Source organism: Dictyoglomus sp. LHC4, assembly GCF_055181355.1.
In genome coordinates, this window is the sequence record NZ_CM143707.1 from 295,235 (window position 1) to 314,635 (window position 19,401).

Sequence of the window (19,401 nt, forward strand, 5' to 3'; positions counted from 1 at the left end):
AGGAGGATAAAATGAAAAAATTTAAATTTATTTTATCCTTAATTCTTATAATTTTTTTAACCATAGGCTTTTCAATTGCCCAGGAAGAAAATGAAGAAATTATCACAGAAGAGGAAATTGAAGGTTTGGAGCTAATTCAAAAAGGCAATTTTAATGAACTTACACCTTGGGAAACTATGTTAATAAATATAAAAGAGACTAATTACTATGAAGCACAAATATATGTTGACTACTTTATGTGGGTAAGAAAAAATTCAGAAGCCGATGGAGGATTTGTAGGAATAAAACAGTCCTTAGGAAACTTTGATTTAAAAGATAAGAAAAGTTTAAAATTATCCTTTGACATATTAATTTCCCTTCAAGAATTAAGTTCCGATGGATGGGTTGGTGGAGAATATCCAGCCCAAGTTATATTAATATTTGTAAACGAAAATAATGAAGAATATATATACAAGAAATGTTTCATATTGAAAGGAAGCACAATAAACTATCCAGAAAATAACGTAACAGAAATTGAAAGTGGAGATTTTTATCATTTTGAGACAGATCTAATGGAAGAATCTGAAACTTATAACAGTATAATATCCCATCCATATTTAAAAGAGATAATTATCGGTGGAAGCGGTTGGGATTTTGTAGGGGCAGTTGATAACGTATCATTAATGGTAAAATAAGATATTAATAAGATATTAAAAATTATTAACTACAAGGAGGTGGTAAAATGAAAAAACTATGGAAATTAGCTTTAATTACCTTAACTATTTTTACAATAATTTATGCTCAACAAACCCCAAAAATAGATGGAAAGCTTTCTCCTGATGAATACAATAACTATGTTAATCTTTCCAATGGTGATTTTAGAATGTTTTGGAGGATTGTTAGAGATGAAGTCTATATCTTAATGATTGGAAGAACAAAGGGTTATGTTGCCCTTGGAATTGCTCCTACTGTAAAGGCTGGAAATGCAGATTATATAATAGGTTACGTAACTGACAAAGAAGTAAAAGTATTGGATTATTTTGCTCCTGAAAAACATGTAGCTCACACCTTGGATGAGAAACTTGGAGGAAAAAACAATATATTAGAATTTGCAGGTTATGAAGATAATGAATATACCTATATTGAATTTAAAAGAAAGCTTATAACAGGAGACAAATATGATAAAGAATTTCCAAAATCTGGGAAATTACTTATCGTTTGGGCTTTGGGAAGCTCTGATGATCCAAGCTCTATGCATATGAAAAGAGGATATGGCGAATTAAACTACTAAAATAAAAATACTAAGGGGGCTAAAAGCCCCCTTAACTGCAATTTCAAACTACTAAGGATTAGCTCCCGTATTTCCATCCTTATCAAGCTTTAACACATAAAAATTATATGCATTTGGTCCAAAAGACGCTGTACCACCTGCCACTATATATCCACCATCGGGTGTAGTCTTTATACAACTTGCTTCATCATTTAAAGATCCCCCATATTTTTTATCCCATTCTTTTATACCATTACTATTAACTTTTACCACATATGCATCTTTAAGGCCTTCCTGAGAGTAAGTCTCTCCTGCCAAAACAAATCCCCCATCATTAGTTTTTACTATGGAATAAGCTTTATCATTGTTATCTCCTCCAATTTTTCTTCCCCAAGATATATTCCCATTTCCTGATACTTCCAATAAATAGATATCATAGTCTCTCCCTACTTTTGAATTACTATATCCGCAAACAACATATTTTCCTGCCTCTACCTCTACCACATCAAAGGCTCTTTCATCCCCTGATTCGCCATAAGTTAAATCCCATTCTTCTTCTCCATCTTCCTTAAGCTTCAATATATATAAATCATAGTTGTTACTACCTTTATCTACATGTCCAACAACAATAAACCCTCCATCGCTGGTAGTCTTTATACTTTTTGCATACTCAGGTTGAGTACTACCATAAGTCTTTGACCATATTACATCTCCTTGGCTATTAAGCCTTAAAATATAGAAATCACTACCTCCAGCTCCAAAGGAAGTAGTATATCCTGCCACTATATAACCATCACTTAACTTAGCTATACTGGTTGCAACATCCGAATTAGCTCCCCCAAAAGTTTTTATCCAATCTGTATTCCCATCTTGTTTGAGCTTTAAAACGTAAAAATCAGCATATCCCTCTCCCATAGAATAGGTCTCTCCTACACCTATATATGATCCATCCTCCAATTGTAAAATAGAGCTAATTGTTTCATCAGCTGAACCACCATAATATTTTTCCCATAACTTATTTCCATTTGCATCAAGCTTAAGAATATAAGCATCACTATCTTCTGCCCCATAAGATAATGTCTTTCCCGCAACAATATATCCACCATCCTTTGTTGTATCTACCGAAAAAGCCAAATCATAACCATCACCACCATATACCTTTTGCCAAACAACTGGTTTAACCTGTGAAATACATCCAGAAATAAACAAAAGAATTAGAAAAAGAAGTAAAAAGCTCTTATACTTCATAAAAAATCCCCCCTTATTATAAATTAAAAAGAGTAAAAGAGAAGTAGTATTAAAAAAGTGTTATAAGTGAGTTCACTAAATTTTATAAATTTACTTCTCTTTTAACTAATAATAAAAATAGTATAATAAGAAAGAAAAAAATTCAATATTCACTCTTTTTCTTCTTTTATCACTATCGCTTTTGCTTGTTCTAACCCTTCTTTTATTTTTTCATAATTGCTATCTGAAATAGTACCATCTTCTAATTTTATATCAATAATAATATCTACCTTCTCAAAATCTTTACTCAAACTATTTAATGTTCTCATAATTTCAGCAAAATGTCCCTTTTCTCTTATATTAATAACCAAAGAAAACTTCTTATAATTTTTAACCTTAGTTTCGGAAGCAGAACTTAATATCTCAGAGGATGAATTCCCCATCATTATACCCGTCTCAGGTGTGGGCAAATAAAGTCCCTCTTCTTTTACTTGAGACATCGTTGACTCTTTGATTTCTTTATCTTGCTTTTCTTTTGTTAGTACCTCATCATCCTCAAAAGTTGGTTCCTCATACATTTTTTCCTCTCTTTTTATGTAAAACATACCTTTTTTTACTCCTTCTATTATTGTATCCTTTAATACATCTTCCTTCAAAAGAATTGGATTTCCGGGAGTTCTATAAAAGGACTCTAATAGATTTTTAGTATAAACTTCTTCCTTAAGATAACGATCTTCTATATACTTAGGTGTCATCTTTTCTAAAATGATATCTTTACTTATTAAAAACTCAAGAATCTCCCTGTCCAACTTATCTTTACCTATGGTTGCTAAACCTAAATCATGAGTTGTTTTTCCATCAGGAAGGTGTAATTTTCTATAATATTTTCTTAGCTCTTCATATTCTTTTTCCTTTAAACTTTCAAGCTTTCTCCCTATTTCCTTTCTTCGCTTTTCATCAAGCTTTAGATTCATATCTTTATATATCTTCTCATATGCTAACTTGGTTTTTATGTAGTTATGAAAAGAAACCTCATAACTTTCATCAGGATATAGAAATATCAAAGTATTTCTATATCCTCTTGGAGTTTCTCCCACTTTTTCCAAAAATTCCTTAAATTTATTCACATCTGTATCTTTTGTAATTACAATCTTTATATCTTTATTATCAGGAATATCTCGTGGAAATTGAGGAAATATATAGAAAGATATACGCTTATCCTTGGAAATTGAACTTTCTATAATTTTTCTCTCCTCTTCATATATCTCATGAGAAGTTATATTTTCCTTAGTAAGCACAACCATACGATTTAAATTAGGCTCATTGGTAAAATAAAGACCATCATCAGAAAGGAAAAATAATTTTTCTCTTAATTTATTTACCACATCATCTATTACACTACTTTGAATTTCTGGAATAGATGTATATATCTTTAATTCTTTAATATTTATTCCCTTATAAGTAGAATCCTTTTTCCCTGAAAATGAGGTCATAAAAATACATGTTGCCACCTTAGTACCTAATTTATATGGGCTATAAGATGGTCCCATCTCTGTATCTACCTTCTTAGCTCCTGATGAGTCTAAGGTTATATCATTGGCTATAACGCTATCATACTCACTCCCAATATGCTCCAAAAGATCTCTTCTAATCTTATCATTTTTCAAATTAAAATCTCCAAGTCCAATAAAAGAAATCTTCTCATCCTTCAAATCATAAAGTACTTGAGAAAGGAGCTTCAAAACTCCTCTTGTTCTTTGGAAGAGAGGAAATGAACCCCATTTTGTATAAAGTGTCTCTATAACTTCAGGCTTAAAGGGATAACTATTTAAAAACTTTCTCCTATAACTTTCCAAATCTTCCTTTTTGCTAAAAAGATTTTCCCTTTCCAAATAATCCACATACTCATTTACAACTATTTTTGCCTTATCCTCATCTATCCACTGAAAAAGTCTTTTCCTTATCACACTACTTATCTCTTCCTCAGCTATAGGAGTAAAAATCTCTTGCACCCTTCCAAAGATCTTTGATATTCTCTGAAAAATTTCTTCTCCATTTTCTCCATATTGCTCCATATTACTTGATGGGAGAGTAACCACAAGCATAGATCTGCCTGAGGATGCAACTGCTTGAGTTAATTCTTGGAAAAAGACAAGAGTTTGCTCTAATAAAGTAGTTTTTCCTACATTTATCCCTGCAGATTTTACACAATAAAGAAGAATTTCATCCATAAGAACAAGCACAGGTTCATTTTTACGAAGAATTTCAATAAGCTTTTCCTTCCCGCAAGATGTATCACCTTTTGTTATCTCTACTTTTCCTGTAAGCTGTCTTTCCATCTCTTCCCATAATCTTACCTCTTTTACATCAAAAGCTGTACCATCTAATATTACTACCTTTGCTCCCCATTCTCTCGCTTTATGATATAAGGCAATCAAACTATGGGTTTTTCCTCCTCCAAAAGGTGTTTGAAGCTGGATAGTTGAATTTCCACCATTCCCTTTTAATCTTTCTTCCACTACTTTAATGAGTTCATTAAGTCCACGAGTCATATGGGTTTTTTGAAAAAAGATAACAGGATCAACATATTCAAGAGGTTCTTCTCCTTTATACACTCTCCAAAGGTCTGCAGCATATACATCTAAGGTAAATTTTCCCTCTAATATATCTTGATGAGGTTTTGCAATTTGCACAAAAGGAATTAAAGAACTCATCAACATCCACCTCTTTTCTTTAACTTTCAAATCCTAATTGCTCTATATTTTTCTCTTCATCTCTCTTATAGTTTTCCTTACCCGCCAAGAAGCCATCAAGAAGCTTTTTTTCTTTGCTATCATTGGGTAATGTCTCTGAAATTGCCTGAGCAACTATATAGAAATATTCTTTATCAGCAAAACCTTTTCTCTTTAATGCAGACTTTATTAAATCCCTCTTACCTTCACTATAATAATTTAATACTAAATGAAGCACATCTATCAGCTCATCTGATTCTTCTATCTCACTTATCTTTCTTTCATGAGGTCCTAATACCCTTATAAACTCCTTATCCTTTTTTATGAATCCCTTATTCCATTCCTTCTCAATATCAATTCCTACACTTTGGGCAAGTTTCCTTGCAGAATCAAATTCTACCTTACTTTCCCCATAGGTCCATCGCCATAGGATATAAAAACGTGTAAGAGGCGACAAATAAGCTGAAATTCCATCATGCAATATCTTATGAATGGTATAATCAGTAACAACTTCTCTTACATACTCTAACAATCTCTCTGCCCTTATCTCATCTCCACTAATATCCATCACCTTTTCATATTTTCCGAAAACCTCTATAGCAGATCCTATGGCAGATATAAAATAATCTGCCCCACTTACGCCTTCTTTCCAAAGATGCTCCAATTTATTATATACATATTTTTTAATCTCCTCCTTTACTTCATGAAACCAACCTATACCCTCTTTTTTTGCCTTTCTCGCCACTATATATATGGAGGATGCAAGGGATGCTGTTTCTCTTGCATTAATCCTTGTCTTCATCTCAGTATCTATAGGCCAAGAGGCAGAGGGTACAAGACCAGAATCTAAAAGAGAGTTTATCAAGGTCTCCCAACCTGAAGTAGATTTATGGGTGTATACTATTACGCATATTCCATTGGGCTTTAATACCCTATATATCTCTTGAAAAGCCCTTTTAAGATTTTCCTCAAAAAACTTCTTTGTATTAGCTGAACCACCATGTCTAACAGGATTTGCTACTATCTCTTTACTCTTAGGTGTCAAAGGGGTTAAAAATAAATCTGGATATAAATCTCCTATACTTCTTTTTAACCATACATAGAAAAAGTCAGAAAGTTCAGCATAATTTACGTTATCGTAATAGGGTGGATCAGTAAAAACAGCATCAAAAAAATTATCAGGATAGGGAAGTTCTGTGGCAGAAGCTTGAATAACCTTGGGAATCAAGAGTTTTTTCATTCTTTTCCCTCCAAAAGTTTAACATAAATTTTTTCAAAGGACGATTTCAGGGACGGTAGTTCTTCTTTTATGATTTTCCAGATTATTTCATAATCCACACCATGGTAGAATTGTATGATCTTATCTCTTGTCTTTGCCAGAAAGCTCCATGGAATTTCATCAAATCTATCTCTTAATTCCCTGGGAAGTTGCTTTACAGCTTCGCCTATAATCTCAATCTTTCTAATTACTGCACTTGGAGAAGATTTCCGTTTCATACCCTTTCGACCTCTTTTAATATATCACTTTTAATTTCCTCTCTAAGAAGCTTTTCCCTTACAAGATCAACCTCACAACCAAGAATTTTTTCAGGTTCATTTCACAACTCAAAAAATTTAAGTCCAATTGGTCTCTCAATTTCAATAAGAATATCTACATCGCTTGTTTCTTTTTGCTCACTCCTTGCATAAGAACCAAATACTCCAAGTATAACCACACCGTATTTTTCCCTTATCTTCTCTTTGTGCTCACTGAGAATCTTTTTAATCTCCTCTAAGCTCTTCATCCTTCCAACTCTAATTCTACAGGTGGAATTTGAGAAAGATGAGAGAGAACCTTTAAAATATTATATTCTAATATATTATTATAAGAATAACTCCTTTCTGAAAATACATTTGCTTCAATATAATCCCAATTCATAGGTAAAGCTTGTCTTAAAAAAGTAGTTGCTATTTTTTCCCATGTTCCATCCCAATGGCATAAGACTGAATTTATATCAGCTAATCTGCTTGAAACTAACCCCAAATAACTTACCACTGCTTTTGCATATTCTTCATCATATCCCTCTTCAATCATCTTTTTATATGCAAGCCTAACCTTTTCTGTAAAGGTAATCAATGCCAGCTTTTGGCGAGAGTTAAAAAGATCACCCCACTTCTTAAAACCATACCCCCTGCCAGCAACTGTATTCGGATCCTTTGTATTCATCTCCTCATCTGGCACAGGGTCAATTCCCCATTCTTCCATTAATTTACTTCTTTTTTCTTCTAAGTATTTTTCCGCGGATTTAAAAATTACCATATCTTTTTCTGTTGCCAATCTATATGTTTTTCCTTCACCTTTACCACTATGTAGGACTACTGCTATCATTCTCTGACCAGATTTTCTATTTTGAAATAACTTTCTTGTAGTATCACCATCTATGGTAGATCCACATACAGGGCATACCGGTATAGCCTTTGAGACAGTACCCTTTTCAGGATTAAAATCCTTTGGTATTTCTTCGTAGCCATCACCCACAATCTTAAATTTAACCTCTTTCCCTTCCACATACGGATATAGAGAGATCTTTTTCTTATCTGTCTTGGAAAGCCAAAATTGCTTTATTAATGGAATTTCAGCACCACATAAAGGGTTTTGACAAGGAATAGTCCTTGCCCAAATATATCCCACAGGAGTTTTCCCATCTTCATCTTCTGGGTAAAATCTTCCTATCTCCTTTTTTGCCTCATTAAGTACCCACTCCCCCCACTTTTTCACATCTTCAAGAAGATGATTTATCTCAATCTCTTCTTCAAAAAGGCCATTATTTACCTTTATCTTCCTCTTTCCATATTTTTGAGGATACTCCAAGGTACATTTTAATATTAAAGTTGCCACAGGATTATATTCACTGGCATATACTTCGCACCCAATCCTATAAGCTTCTAAGGGGATAGATCCACCTCCTGAGAAGGGATCAAGAACCTTTGGTGGAACTCCATTATTTGCAGAAATTATTTCCTCTCTTGCCCTTTCTATATAATGTTTATTAAGAGAATTTTCCCATTTAGAAAAATTTATGATAAATTGTCTTATGTCTGCCTCTTTTACAGGATCATTGGGATATGGGATTAAGGCAGAATAAGAGGTAACACGTGAGCTTGCTAAGGGACGCCTTGCCCACCAAATATGCAAAGTTGATATATGACCTTGTCTAATACTTTTTTCCTTTGAGGATTCTTTACTTACCTCTTTAATAGGGAATGTTACCTCAATAAATCTTTTATCTTCCTTCATTACTCATAACTCCTTTCCTCAACCAATTATTCTTATTCCCTTTTCCTTCCACTCCTCAGGACTTACCATATATCTAACGACTTCTATTTTCTCCTCAGGCTTTATAGTGGCAGAAGGATTTTTGATAATATAAAGCTCGGGTGATTTTCCACAATTCACTACCACATAAAGATAATACTTTTCGCCAAATCTTTTTGCCATGAACCACTCATTTGGAGTAAGGGCTACCGCTCCTTCATCAACCCTTGCCTTTACCTCAATATATCTTACCCCATTTTCCCCTCTTGATTTTATATCATATCCTAAATTTTCCTTTGATACATCTTCAGGAATCCTTCCTTCTTTCCTCTCATAATCCATAGCTACTTCCATCCCTACTCTCTCTATCTCTTCATCGCTTACCATCTCATCTTTACTTTTTCCAGAGATTACACGTATGATAGTAAGAATTTTTGGCTTAGTATAGGACAAAGATGTCTCTTGCTCAATTTCCTTTTCTAAATTATTCTTCGCTTCTTGATATTTTTTCTTTTGCTCTTCCTTATTACTAATGACAATATCAACCCTCTCTCCCTTTGCTTTTCTATCTTCATACTCCATAATTTCATTATCAAGTTCCGTAATAATATCATTTAAAGATTTAAGTCCATATTTTCTTTTTATTTCTGCTTGTCTTAGACGCTCCTCTAAAAGTTCATTTTTATATTTTTCTATGAGATTTAGGGAAAAATTTATTATTTTCTTTTCATCAAAAGTTATATTTTCATCAACTTTTTCAGCAGGAGTAAATTCCCATATTATCTTAGGATTTACCTCTCTTATTTCCTTTCCATCATCATATAAAGCAAAAATTCTTTTTCCAGCAATACCTTTTGCATCCCTTACCTCTCCTTCCACAAAGTATATAATTCCATTATATCTTCCATCTGGATCTAAAAAGGTAGCTCCTCTCCTCAATTCCTTTTCTCCCTGTTTCATCACCCAAGAAAGGACAGCTTCAAAAAGAGGATGACCAAAAGAAACAAATTCGGCATTCTCTCTTGATGCTGTCTTTTTATCAAAGGTTATCTTACTATAGCTTGTCATAATTGTTCCGTATGCATTCTTAAAATTATCATCATTATTAAACTTTCTTAACTCATAAGGTACAGAATCCACTGATAAAATACCATCTTTCTTTACTGATATTTTTCCTCCTGCTTTTTCAAAGGCATTTCTGAAAAATCCCTCTACATATTCAGGCACAAGCCTTTGTTCTTCAGCAAGCTCAGTCATCTCTTTTATAGCTGTAAAATCAATATTTCTTACAGCAAGAGATTCGGCAAGTACTTCTTCTTTTATCCTTTTAAGCTCTTCATCATCTCCTATAATCTCTATCTCTTTATATATATCTTCTATGCTCTTAACCTTAACTATAGCATCAATAACCAATTGATAAAGATTCTTTCCAGCAAAGATATCTCCAATCACATCATATACCCTATCACTTCCCAATTTGCTCTTGATTTCTTCCAATTTATCTAATAGCTTACCTAATATCTTACCTTCTATAGTGTCTCCAGATACCATATTAAATATATATACATCTCTATTTTGACCAAATCGGTGAATTCTACCCATTCTTTGTTCCAGTCGAATAGGAGTCCAAGGAATGTCATAGTTGATCATTATATTACAAAATTGTAGATTAATACCTTCACCTGCTGCTTCTGTTGCCACCATTATTTGGGTTTCATTTTTAAATTTCTTTTCCTGTTCTATCCTTTCCTCAAGTTTCATTCCACCATGTATAAAATTTACCTTATAACCCCATCCCGATATTTTCTTCACCAAATATTCCAAAGTATCTTTTGCTTCTGTAAATATTAATATCTTTTCTGGGCCACCTGTTTCTTTTATCTTCCTAAATCCTTCTTCTATAGCTTCTTTAAGTTCCCTAATCTTTACTTCCTCGCCTCTTTCATATATTTCTTTTGCCATATTCATTAATTTCTCAATACTTCTTACCTCTTCCCTTAACTCTTCCTTTGTCCTTGAAAAGGTTAATGTTTCCCATTTCTTTTCCTCTTCCCATCTCTTTTCCTCCTCCATATCATCCAGCTCTTCTATATTTTCTACACCTAAAGAAGGTTCTTCTTGCTTACCTTCACCAACTAATAATTCCTCTAATTTTCTCTTTCTTCTTTCTAAGGATTTATATAAAGCATAAGCACTTGATGCCATTCTCCTTTGAAGTACTAAAAGGGCAAATCCCACATTTCTTTTATTATCATTACCTGTTTGTTTATTATATTCCTCTTTTACATACCTTATCAGCTCGTTATAAAGTTCCTTTTCCTTATCTGAAAGTTCAAACCTAACTGTTATGGAATACCTATTAGTAAATATGGGTTTATTATTAAAATCTCTTAACTGTTCTTTTAACCTTCTTATAAAAAGCGGGTTATCATTGTTCTTCAAAGATTCTTCTAAAATTTCTTTACTGGAAAAATATCCTGGCCTAAGTAGGTCTAATAATAATCTAAAATTTTCAGGATCTCCTTTATGAGGTGTTGCACTCAAAAAGAGTAAATGAGGAGAGATTTTTGATAATACTTCGCCCAACCTATATCTTTGAGTTTTCTTAGTCTTATCATTATATCTATATGCAGCCATCTTATGGGCTTCGTCTACAATTATAAGGTCCCATGTGGAATAACGCAAGGCTGATAAAATATCATCTTGCTTTGCAAAATCAATAGATGTAATAACTTGATTCTTCCTATTAAAAGGATTGTCTCCATATGTAGAATCAAAGGTTGATCTATCTATCACCTCAAATATTTCATCAAATTTTTCCTTTAACTCTCTTCTCCATTGATCTTTTAAATGCCCTGGTATTACTACTAATATTCTATTTATTATTCTCCTAAGTTTTAATTCCTTTATCAATAATCCAGCCATAATAGTTTTTCCAGCCCCAGGGTCATCAGCAATAAGAAATCTTATCCTTGTTTGTTTCAAAATATTTCTATATACTGCATCAAGCTGAAAGGGAAGAGGTTCAATCTTTGAAACATTTACAGCTAAGAAGGGCTCAAAAAGATCTGCATATTTAAATCTTATAGCCTGAAGATTCAATTTAACAAACTTGGGATTTCCAGAAAAATCCCATATATTAGAAATTTTATTTATATCTTTTAAATCTGACTTAGGAATTATAGTCTCTACAGATAGAGATGATTTTATACCTCTTCCTAAAATACTAATCCTCTCATCAAGATATTCCACATCAATAACTTCTACAGGTTCATCCCAATATCTTCCTTCTATTATATCCCCCTTTTTTATCTCATCCATGGATTGTAAACCCTTCCTTTTAACTTGTTTTTTATTTTATTATAATAATATTCGGTAAAAACTTAAAGGATCTATCAAAATCGTTTTAAAAATGAAAAAAATATATTTTCTCACATTATTTTTCATAGGAATTTTAATAATCTTTACATGGATCTTTACCCATAAAGATGATATCTTTATTTTTAAAAACAACAAGGGCCCCTTTTCTGCTAAGGAGCCTATTTTAGAAAATTTAAGGTTTACCTCTAAGAAGGAAGAACTTTTAAAAAAATTTGGAAATCCAATTAATACGAAAAGAGAGTATTGGGCAACCTATGGAGATTACATAGAATACCTCTATTATCCATGGGGATCTTTCTGGCTTGCACCAGCTCAAAATAATAATGATTTAGAAAGGTACATATTCTGTGTAGAGATTATTAAAAGAGGAGTAAAGGGGCCAAGAGGAATTCAAGTTGGGGATAGTTATAAAAAGGTGCTAAATAGATTTAGATATAACCCTACAAAAATAAATGATAAAGAGTATCTTTATTACTTTCCAAAAATTGAGAATGGCATATTATACGAAAAATTTGGAATTATAAATTATAACAAAAAAGAGATAGAAAGCATATTTTATCAAGATTCCTTATATTGCAATGTGGAATTCAAAATAGAAAAAGGGAAAGTTATAAAAATTAAAGCTTATCTTCATGAATTTTGATAATTTACTTTTACAATTACCCATGTGATCTATATCACTTACTTTATTTCCAAAAATATTTTAAAATATTATAAAAAGATATAGGGGGATCAAAATATCAGATCAAGACATATGTTGATCCTTCTTTAACTTTTAATAAGAAATAATTAAGGAGGAAAAGATGAAAAAAGTATTTCTCATTATCACCCTTTTCTGGCTTATTCTCTCAATTAGTGCGGTGAGTGCCCAAAACTTTAATGTACCACAAGTTCCTCAAAATATTCCCAAAATATCAGTAAAACTTACTACACCAGTAGTACTTGATGCCAAAAGTTCCAAAATTATCATCATTAAGAAACCACCTATTACTTTTAAACCCTTTGATTATAACTTTTTTAAGATTCAAAAAAGTCAGATAATCACATTATCAAATGGGAAAAAGATTACTGGTGAGGATTTTTTAAAAGAGATCAATGAGATTGAGAAAACATTAAACTCTTATGGGTACTCTTTAAGAGACCCTGAAGAAGAAATTCTAATACAACGCATAGTAATACCAAAACAAAATTTTGAGCTCCAAAGAAAAATATTTAAAGAGATAGTCCCATATACTCCAGAAACAAAGGAAGAACCTCAGAAAGAATTTAAAAATTTAAATTGGGAAAGAATTTGGGAATTACCCTTGGGAAATGAGGACTTTAACGTTAAGGTAGGGACTGGGCTAAAACTTGTAGGAGAAGAGAAGAAGGTTTCTTCAAATGCCTTTGCATATGCCACAGTAGGACTTTTGGGTAAAAATGCAGAATTAATTAAAGTGGAAACCGATATAGGTGCTGGAGAAAATAACACCTCCCATAAAGGCTATACAAGAGTCTATATACTGGGAGAAAAAAAGATTGAAGAATCTTTTAAGACAAATGTGAAATATAGGGATAAATCTGAATATAATGTAGATTGGAGCTTTCCAATAACCTGTCCTGTTGGTCCTTTTAATGTATCTGGATCTTTTGGACTAAGAGGCAAAATAGGTATAGAATTAGGAGCGGAATTAGATCCTCTATATTGTAATGGTTTCATTTCTTCCTATATGGATACCAGTGCTTATGCAGAGATAGGATTAAACTATAAAGTTGCCAGCGCAGGTGTAGGTGGAGAATTAACCTTACTAAAAGATAAACTCAATGTAAATGGTAATTTAAACTTAGTATTACAAAATCCAGTTTATAACTCTTATTTCCAAATTTCTACAAAAGGTGAAAATGAACTAAATGCTTTGTCTGGAAATTTATATTTCTTTGTTCAAATAGACTACCTTGTAGGCAAAAAGAAGTTTAAAGCAGAGATCTATGAATGGGATGGATTCAAATACTCTACAAAACTTTTTGAATATAATTCAAAAGAACCAACCTATAAAGACAAAGAACTATGGTTATCCCTAAAAGAGATAAGGGGATTAACCCCCTATAGTGCAAGAAATGAAGATTTAAAAATAAAATCTAATTTTTTCCGTGTAATAGTAGATGTGGGAGCCCAAACTTATAGTAAGGAATTCATAGATTTAGATAAAAATGGGATTTTATCTTCCAGATCCTCTATATGGCAGATTAAAATACCTTTAAGTAGTCAAAATCCTCAAGTATCCATCAAGATTACAGTTCAACAAATTTACTCCTTAGGAGATCTAAATAACTTAATTTCTAATTTAGATCTTTCAAAGGGTCCAGCAAAAGAAATTAATATTATTGTAGATACCATTAATAATACCTTTACAGGTACCGTAAATGGTAAAGTTGATGAAGAAAAAACCACCATAGGCGATACAAGTTATTGGGGTGAAAGGTATCACCAACTTACCTTTACTCTTTCCTCAGGAATTAAATTTGAGCAAGCTCCAGATAAGGGAAAATAAAATCTAAAACTCTTAGGGGGGTTAATAAATACCCCCCTAAATCTTTTAATTCACTCGATAATTCTCCAAGAACATAGGGAAGGGTTAAAAAGAAAGTATCTTTACGTATGGAGGAGAAGTTTTTGAATAAAAACAAAATTTATTTAGCATACTCCCTCAATATTTAGTATAATTAAATACATGGGAGTAGTGGATATATCTTTTGTAATACCTTTAAAAGATGAAGAAAGCACATTAAAGGAGCTATATAAGGGTATCGTTGAGAATACCACCCCTTTAAATCTATCCTTTGAAATTATCTTTATTGATGATGGAAGTACAGACAACTCTTACAAAGTTTTGAGAGAGCTTCACAAAGAAGATAATAGATTAAAAATAATAAAACTCAGAAGAAACTTTGGAAAGGCTTCTGCATTATCAGCTGGTTTTCAAAAAGCAAAAGGTAATATCATTATTACCATGGATGCAGATCTTCAAGACGACCCAAGAGAAATTCCCAGATTCATTGAAAAGATAAAAGAAGGTTACGACTTAGTATCAGGTTGGAAAAAGGAAAGAAAAGACCCTATCACAAAAACCTTACCCTCCAAGATCTTTAATAAACTGGCAAGCCTTCTTTCTGGTGTTAATATACATGATTTTAATTGTGGATACAAAGCCTACCGAAGAGAGGTTATTGAAAATTTAGAAATTTATGGAGAACTATATAGATATATTCCTGCATTAGCCTATAGCAAAGGATTCCGTGTTACAGAGATTCCTGTAACCCACCACGAAAGAAAATATGGAAAATCAAAATATGGATGGGAAAGAATAATTAAGGGATTCTTAGATTTGATAACCGTCATATTCCTAACAAGATTCCTTAGAAGACCTATGCACTTTTTTGGAGGTACTGGAATATTGTTTTTCTCATCTGGTTTCTTAACAAATCTATATTTAGTAATATACAAATTTGTAACAGGAGAAAAAATAGGTACACGACCTCTACTAACTCTTGGTGTATTATTAATGATTGTGGGTATACAATTCCTATCCATAGGACTTATAGGTGAGATGTTAAGCCATCTCACCCATGGAAGAAAAAAGGAATATCTAATTTTAGAGGAAATAGGCTTTGAATAGTATATATTTAAGAAAGCTTCTTCCTGAAATTCCCAGACTTTTGGGACTTTTGGACAAGAATTTCCATAGTCCAACTTTTGGGTGCTTTGATAGGAATTTCTGGCATTATAATATTACTGATTTTGCTTGTGCAAGATTTCAAGAAGCAGTATTAACATTAGCCCTTTTATATAATTTAGATAATCCTGAAAATGTCTACTTCCAAGACAACAAGATCCTATCTTTTATTAAAGGTGGAATAGACTTTTGGTGCAAAATACAAAAGAGTGATGGATCTTTTGATGAATGGTATCCTAATGAACATAGCTTTGTGGCTACAGCATTTTCTACCTATGCTATATCAGAAACTTTAATTATCTTAAAAGAGAAATTAGATATGGATAAAGCAATAAAGCATTTAAAAAAGGCAGGAGAATTCTTATTATCCCATGAAGACTTTTCAGCCACCAATCAAGTAGCAGGAAGTATTATATCCTTGTACAATATTTATCTATTAACATCTGATGAAAGATTTAAAAAAGGAGCATTAATAAAATTAAAAAAATTAGAGGAGATGCAAAAAAAGGAAGGATGGTTTCCAGAATATCAAGGGCCTGATATAGGATATCTTTCCTTAGCCATTGACTATCTTTCCAAATATCATGAGAAGACAAGGAATGAAAAAGTACAACACATGATAATAAAAGCCATTAATTTCCTAGTTTACTTCTCCCATCCTGACCTTTCTTTTGGAGGTGAATATGCTTCCAGAAATACCAAATATATAATCCCATCTGGAATAGAATACTCTGCAAAATGGAATGATTCTGCAAGAAAAATCTTATATTCTTTGAGAAAAGCCTTACAAGAAGAAAAAAGCATTGGTCCCTTTAACCTAGATGATAGATATCTTGCTTATATAGGTTATACTTATATTCAAGCTCACCAAAATCTCTATGATGGAGAATTAAAAAATCCTATTTATGAAGAAAAATTCTCACAATATTTTCCAGAAAGCGGTATATTTATAGAGAGCAATGAAAATTTCTATATTATAGGAAATCTAAAAAAGCAAGGGGTCCTTAGAATAGATTTTAAAAAAACAAACCTCTCCCTGAAAGATAGCGGTCCTATAGTATATACAAAGGGCAAAATTTACTCGCCTTTTCTAAACCCAAAATCTTCAATATCTACTCAAGACGGTTATATCTCAGAAGGACCTCTCTTAGAGATACCTTTCAACAAAATGACCCCTTTAAAAAACATACTTTTAAGATTATTCCAGATAACCCTTGGGAGGAACAAAAAAATAAGTTTTTTCGTCAAAAATCTATTAAGAGGAATGCTTATATCATACAAAAAAAGGGGTCCAATTTTTCATAAGAGAAAAATAAAGGTAATGGAAGATAAAGTTATCATTGAAGAAGAAATAAGTTCACATTACAGAATAGATAAAATAGGAATTGGAGTAGAAAATCCATACATATTCATACCATCCTCAAGATATTTCCAGATACAAGAATTGAAAGATTATTTTAGTTATCATATATTAGAAGTGAATAATAAATTTATTAAAATAACAAGAGAGTACGATGGAGAAGGGAAAGAAAAATTTACTTATTAACATTTTAAAGTTAATAATAACTATCCTTGTTTTTTACTTTATATTTAAGAAAGTACCTACAAAGGAAATAATAAAATCCCTTGTTTACATAAACATAAAACCTTTATTTTTAGCTGTGGTTTTGGGTTTTCTATTTACCTTCTTTAAGATAATCAAATGGCACCTTCTCTTAAAAGAAGTATCTAAAGAAAGTTCCCTTTTAAAATCTGGGGAAAGCTATTTTATAGGTATGAGTATAGGTCTTATAACTCCAGGAAGAGTAGGAGAGGTAGCAAGGATAGGAAATATTGACAAAGAAAAAAGGATGGAAGGATTAATCTTAGTCATACTTGATAAAGCCTTCGACCTTTTAGCAGTTTTAATCCTTGCATTAGCAGGTTTTTATATATTCTTTGGAGAATTTATTTCCTTTCTTTTAGGAATCTTTATTCTTTTCTCTCTATTTGTGATTTTTTATCAAAGAGCAATAAAAAACATAAATAACATATTTCCCTTTAACAAATTTCCAGGTTTTATCCAAGAATTTTTAAAAATAAAAAGGAAAACTCTAATTATAAACTTTCTCCTTTCTCTATTATCCTACACTATCGTATTAGTAGAAGTATACTTTTTAGCAAACTCCTTTGAAAGGTTTTCCTTTTTATCCACCTTTATTGGCTACCCCATAGTTATGCTTGTCAACCTTATCCCTATTACAATTGGGGGATTAGGTATTAGAGAAGGAACAGCAGTCTTTATATTAGGAAGATTAGGCCTTTCTCTTATAGCTTCCTTTAATAGTGCCTTTTTATTGTTCTTAATAAATACCGCACTTCCTGCTATTATAGGATTGGTAGCATTAAATAGAGATATGAGAAAAAGTAGTCTAATTCCTATAATTACCATCATAGGATTCCTATTAAGATTTTATAAAATAACAGAAAGGAGTATTTGGCTTGATGAAGCTATAACTGCCCAAGTATCCTACAGTGGAATCTTGGGAATTATCCTCAATAGATCACAGACAGGAATTCATCCACCATTCTATTTTATACTTGTCTATTTTTGGACAAGCATATTTGGTGATTCAGAATTAGCTTTAAGATCTCTTCCTATGATTTTTGGAGTTTTAAGTATTCCTCTTTTATATAAATTAGTTAAGAAGCTCTATGATGAAACTACAGCCCTAATTTCTTCTCTCATTTTTGCCCTATCTCCCTTTTTAATCTATTTTTCCCAAGAGGCAAGAATGTATCCATTATTTACTTTCTTAGTCCTCCTATCTCTAAACTATACCTATGATTTAATCAATAAAGAATTTAATAAGAAAAATCTTATTAAACTCTTAATAATAAACTCTCTTTTACTTTATACTCACTTTTTCTCAAGTCTTCTGATAATAGCCGAAAATATTTATATGTTCATATACCAAAGAAAAAATCTTAAGAATCTTAAAAATTGGATTATCACACAGTTCATAATATTACTCTTCTTTTCTCCATGGCTTTACGTAATCTTCGCAAGAAATACTCCAGAAGTATATCAAGGAGCCCAAAAACTTTCTCTTTATACTATTGGTATCTCCTTCTATCAAGCCTTTTTTGGATTTGCAAGAAGCTTCCTTGAAAGACTAAACTTACAATATCCATTATTTATCATATTTTGGGGGCTAATAATTTTGGGATTATTATTTCCTTATGAAAACAAAAAAGGTTTTTTATTAAATATTTTGTACTTTTTCATACCTTTCATAACCTTAATTATTATCTCTTCCTTTGGAAAAAGCTTTTATAGTAGTAGATATCTTTCTCCTTTTATGCCTGCCCTTTTTATCCTTATAGCAAGAGGAATTAAAAAATTTAAGTATTACCCCATAATCACACTAATAATATTATTTATCATTGGAACATATTCCCTTTTAAATATATCCTACTATCAGCGTATAAGCTACTTAAATCGTCCATGGAGAGACGTGGTAAAGTATATCCATGAGAATTCTCAAGAAGATCACATAGTACTAATTAGCGAGCATTTTTATTATAGACCATTTGAATACTACAATAGAGGAAGACTTCCATATATACCTGTAAGCCCAGACTTTTTCTCTCCCGAAAATATAGAACAAAAAATAAAGAATTATAGAAAGATTGTCCTTATTTTATCCGATATAAATCCAAGAACTTTAAAAATAAAAGAATGGCTTGATAATAAATTTGAACTCAAAAACAAGACAGATTTTTATAAAGTAGTAATATTCATATACGAAAGTTAGGAGGAAA

14 protein-coding genes are annotated in these 19,401 nt (G+C 31.8%); 7 read left to right on the forward strand and 7 right to left on the reverse strand.

Going from position 1 to position 19,401, the window contains the following annotated elements; genetic code table 11:
* Positions 1-11 precede the first annotated feature (11 nt).
* Together ACY3JO_RS01435 and ACY3JO_RS01440 are read left to right on the forward strand one after the other, a co-directional pair.
* The gene (locus ACY3JO_RS01435) at positions 12-674 is read left to right on the forward strand and encodes a hypothetical protein (protein ID WP_463085042.1); all 663 of its coding nucleotides are present in this window, start codon (positions 12-14) and stop codon (positions 672-674) included.
* Positions 675-721: 47 nt separating this feature from the next.
* Positions 722-1,270: a DOMON domain-containing protein gene (locus tag ACY3JO_RS01440; protein WP_463085043.1), complete on the forward strand. Its 549-nt coding sequence runs from the start codon at positions 722-724 to the stop codon at positions 1,268-1,270.
* 51 nt (positions 1,271-1,321) lie between these two features.
* On the opposite strand, the gene ACY3JO_RS01445 is transcribed toward ACY3JO_RS01440, so the two are convergent.
* The 7 genes from ACY3JO_RS01445 to ACY3JO_RS01475 form a co-directional block, all read right to left on the reverse strand.
* Positions 1,322-2,497 carry a delta-60 repeat domain-containing protein gene (locus ACY3JO_RS01445; RefSeq protein ID WP_463085044.1) on the reverse strand — a complete coding sequence of 392 codons (1,176 nt, stop codon included), beginning with the start codon at positions 2,495-2,497 and terminating at the stop codon, positions 1,322-1,324.
* Between the two features lie 149 nt (positions 2,498-2,646).
* Positions 2,647-5,190 (reverse strand): ATP-binding protein, encoded by a 2,544-nt coding sequence (locus ACY3JO_RS01450; protein WP_463085045.1) that lies wholly within the window; start codon positions 5,188-5,190, stop codon positions 2,647-2,649.
* Positions 5,191-5,209: 19 nt separating this feature from the next.
* Positions 5,210-6,448 carry a hypothetical protein gene (locus ACY3JO_RS01455; RefSeq protein ID WP_463085046.1) on the reverse strand — a complete coding sequence of 413 codons (1,239 nt, stop codon included), beginning with the start codon at positions 6,446-6,448 and terminating at the stop codon, positions 5,210-5,212.
* Positions 6,445-6,705, reverse strand: a complete 261-nt coding sequence (locus ACY3JO_RS01460) for a HepT-like ribonuclease domain-containing protein (RefSeq protein ID WP_463085047.1) — start codon at positions 6,703-6,705, stop codon at positions 6,445-6,447. Before ACY3JO_RS01460 ends, ACY3JO_RS01455 begins: the two co-directional genes overlap by 4 nt.
* Positions 6,706-6,806: 101 nt before the next feature.
* Complete coding sequence (locus tag ACY3JO_RS01465; RefSeq protein WP_463085048.1) at positions 6,807-6,992, reverse strand: nucleotidyltransferase family protein; 186 nt, start codon at positions 6,990-6,992, stop codon at positions 6,807-6,809.
* Positions 6,989-8,485: a DUF1156 domain-containing protein gene (locus ACY3JO_RS01470; protein WP_463085049.1), complete on the reverse strand. Its 1,497-nt coding sequence runs from the start codon at positions 8,483-8,485 to the stop codon at positions 6,989-6,991. Before ACY3JO_RS01470 ends, ACY3JO_RS01465 begins: the two co-directional genes overlap by 4 nt.
* A gap of 18 nt (positions 8,486-8,503) precedes the next feature.
* Complete coding sequence (locus ACY3JO_RS01475) at positions 8,504-11,824, reverse strand: helicase-related protein (protein WP_463085050.1); 3,321 nt, start codon at positions 11,822-11,824, stop codon at positions 8,504-8,506.
* A 91-nt stretch (positions 11,825-11,915) separates the two neighbouring features.
* Between ACY3JO_RS01475 and ACY3JO_RS01480 the strand changes: the two genes are divergently transcribed.
* The 5 genes from ACY3JO_RS01480 to ACY3JO_RS01500 all read left to right on the forward strand — a co-directional run bounded on the left by ACY3JO_RS01480 (position 11,916) and on the right by ACY3JO_RS01500 (position 19,394).
* Positions 11,916-12,527, forward strand: a complete 612-nt coding sequence (locus ACY3JO_RS01480) for a hypothetical protein (RefSeq protein ID WP_463085051.1) — start codon at positions 11,916-11,918, stop codon at positions 12,525-12,527.
* Positions 12,528-12,687: 160 nt separating this feature from the next.
* Positions 12,688-14,415, forward strand: a complete 1,728-nt coding sequence (locus tag ACY3JO_RS01485) for a hypothetical protein (protein WP_463085052.1) — start codon at positions 12,688-12,690, stop codon at positions 14,413-14,415.
* Positions 14,416-14,595: 180 nt separating this feature from the next.
* On the forward strand, positions 14,596-15,540 hold the full coding sequence (locus ACY3JO_RS01490) for a glycosyltransferase family 2 protein (protein WP_463085053.1): 945 nt from the start codon (positions 14,596-14,598) through the stop codon (positions 15,538-15,540).
* Positions 15,533-17,143 (forward strand): prenyltransferase/squalene oxidase repeat-containing protein, encoded by a 1,611-nt coding sequence (locus ACY3JO_RS01495; protein ID WP_463085054.1) that lies wholly within the window; start codon positions 15,533-15,535, stop codon positions 17,141-17,143. Before ACY3JO_RS01490 ends, ACY3JO_RS01495 begins: the two co-directional genes overlap by 8 nt.
* Positions 17,112-19,394, forward strand: a complete 2,283-nt coding sequence (locus ACY3JO_RS01500) for a lysylphosphatidylglycerol synthase domain-containing protein (RefSeq protein ID WP_463085055.1) — start codon at positions 17,112-17,114, stop codon at positions 19,392-19,394. The genes ACY3JO_RS01495 and ACY3JO_RS01500 overlap by 32 nt, the downstream gene beginning before the upstream one ends.
* Positions 19,395-19,401: the final 7 nt, after the last annotated feature.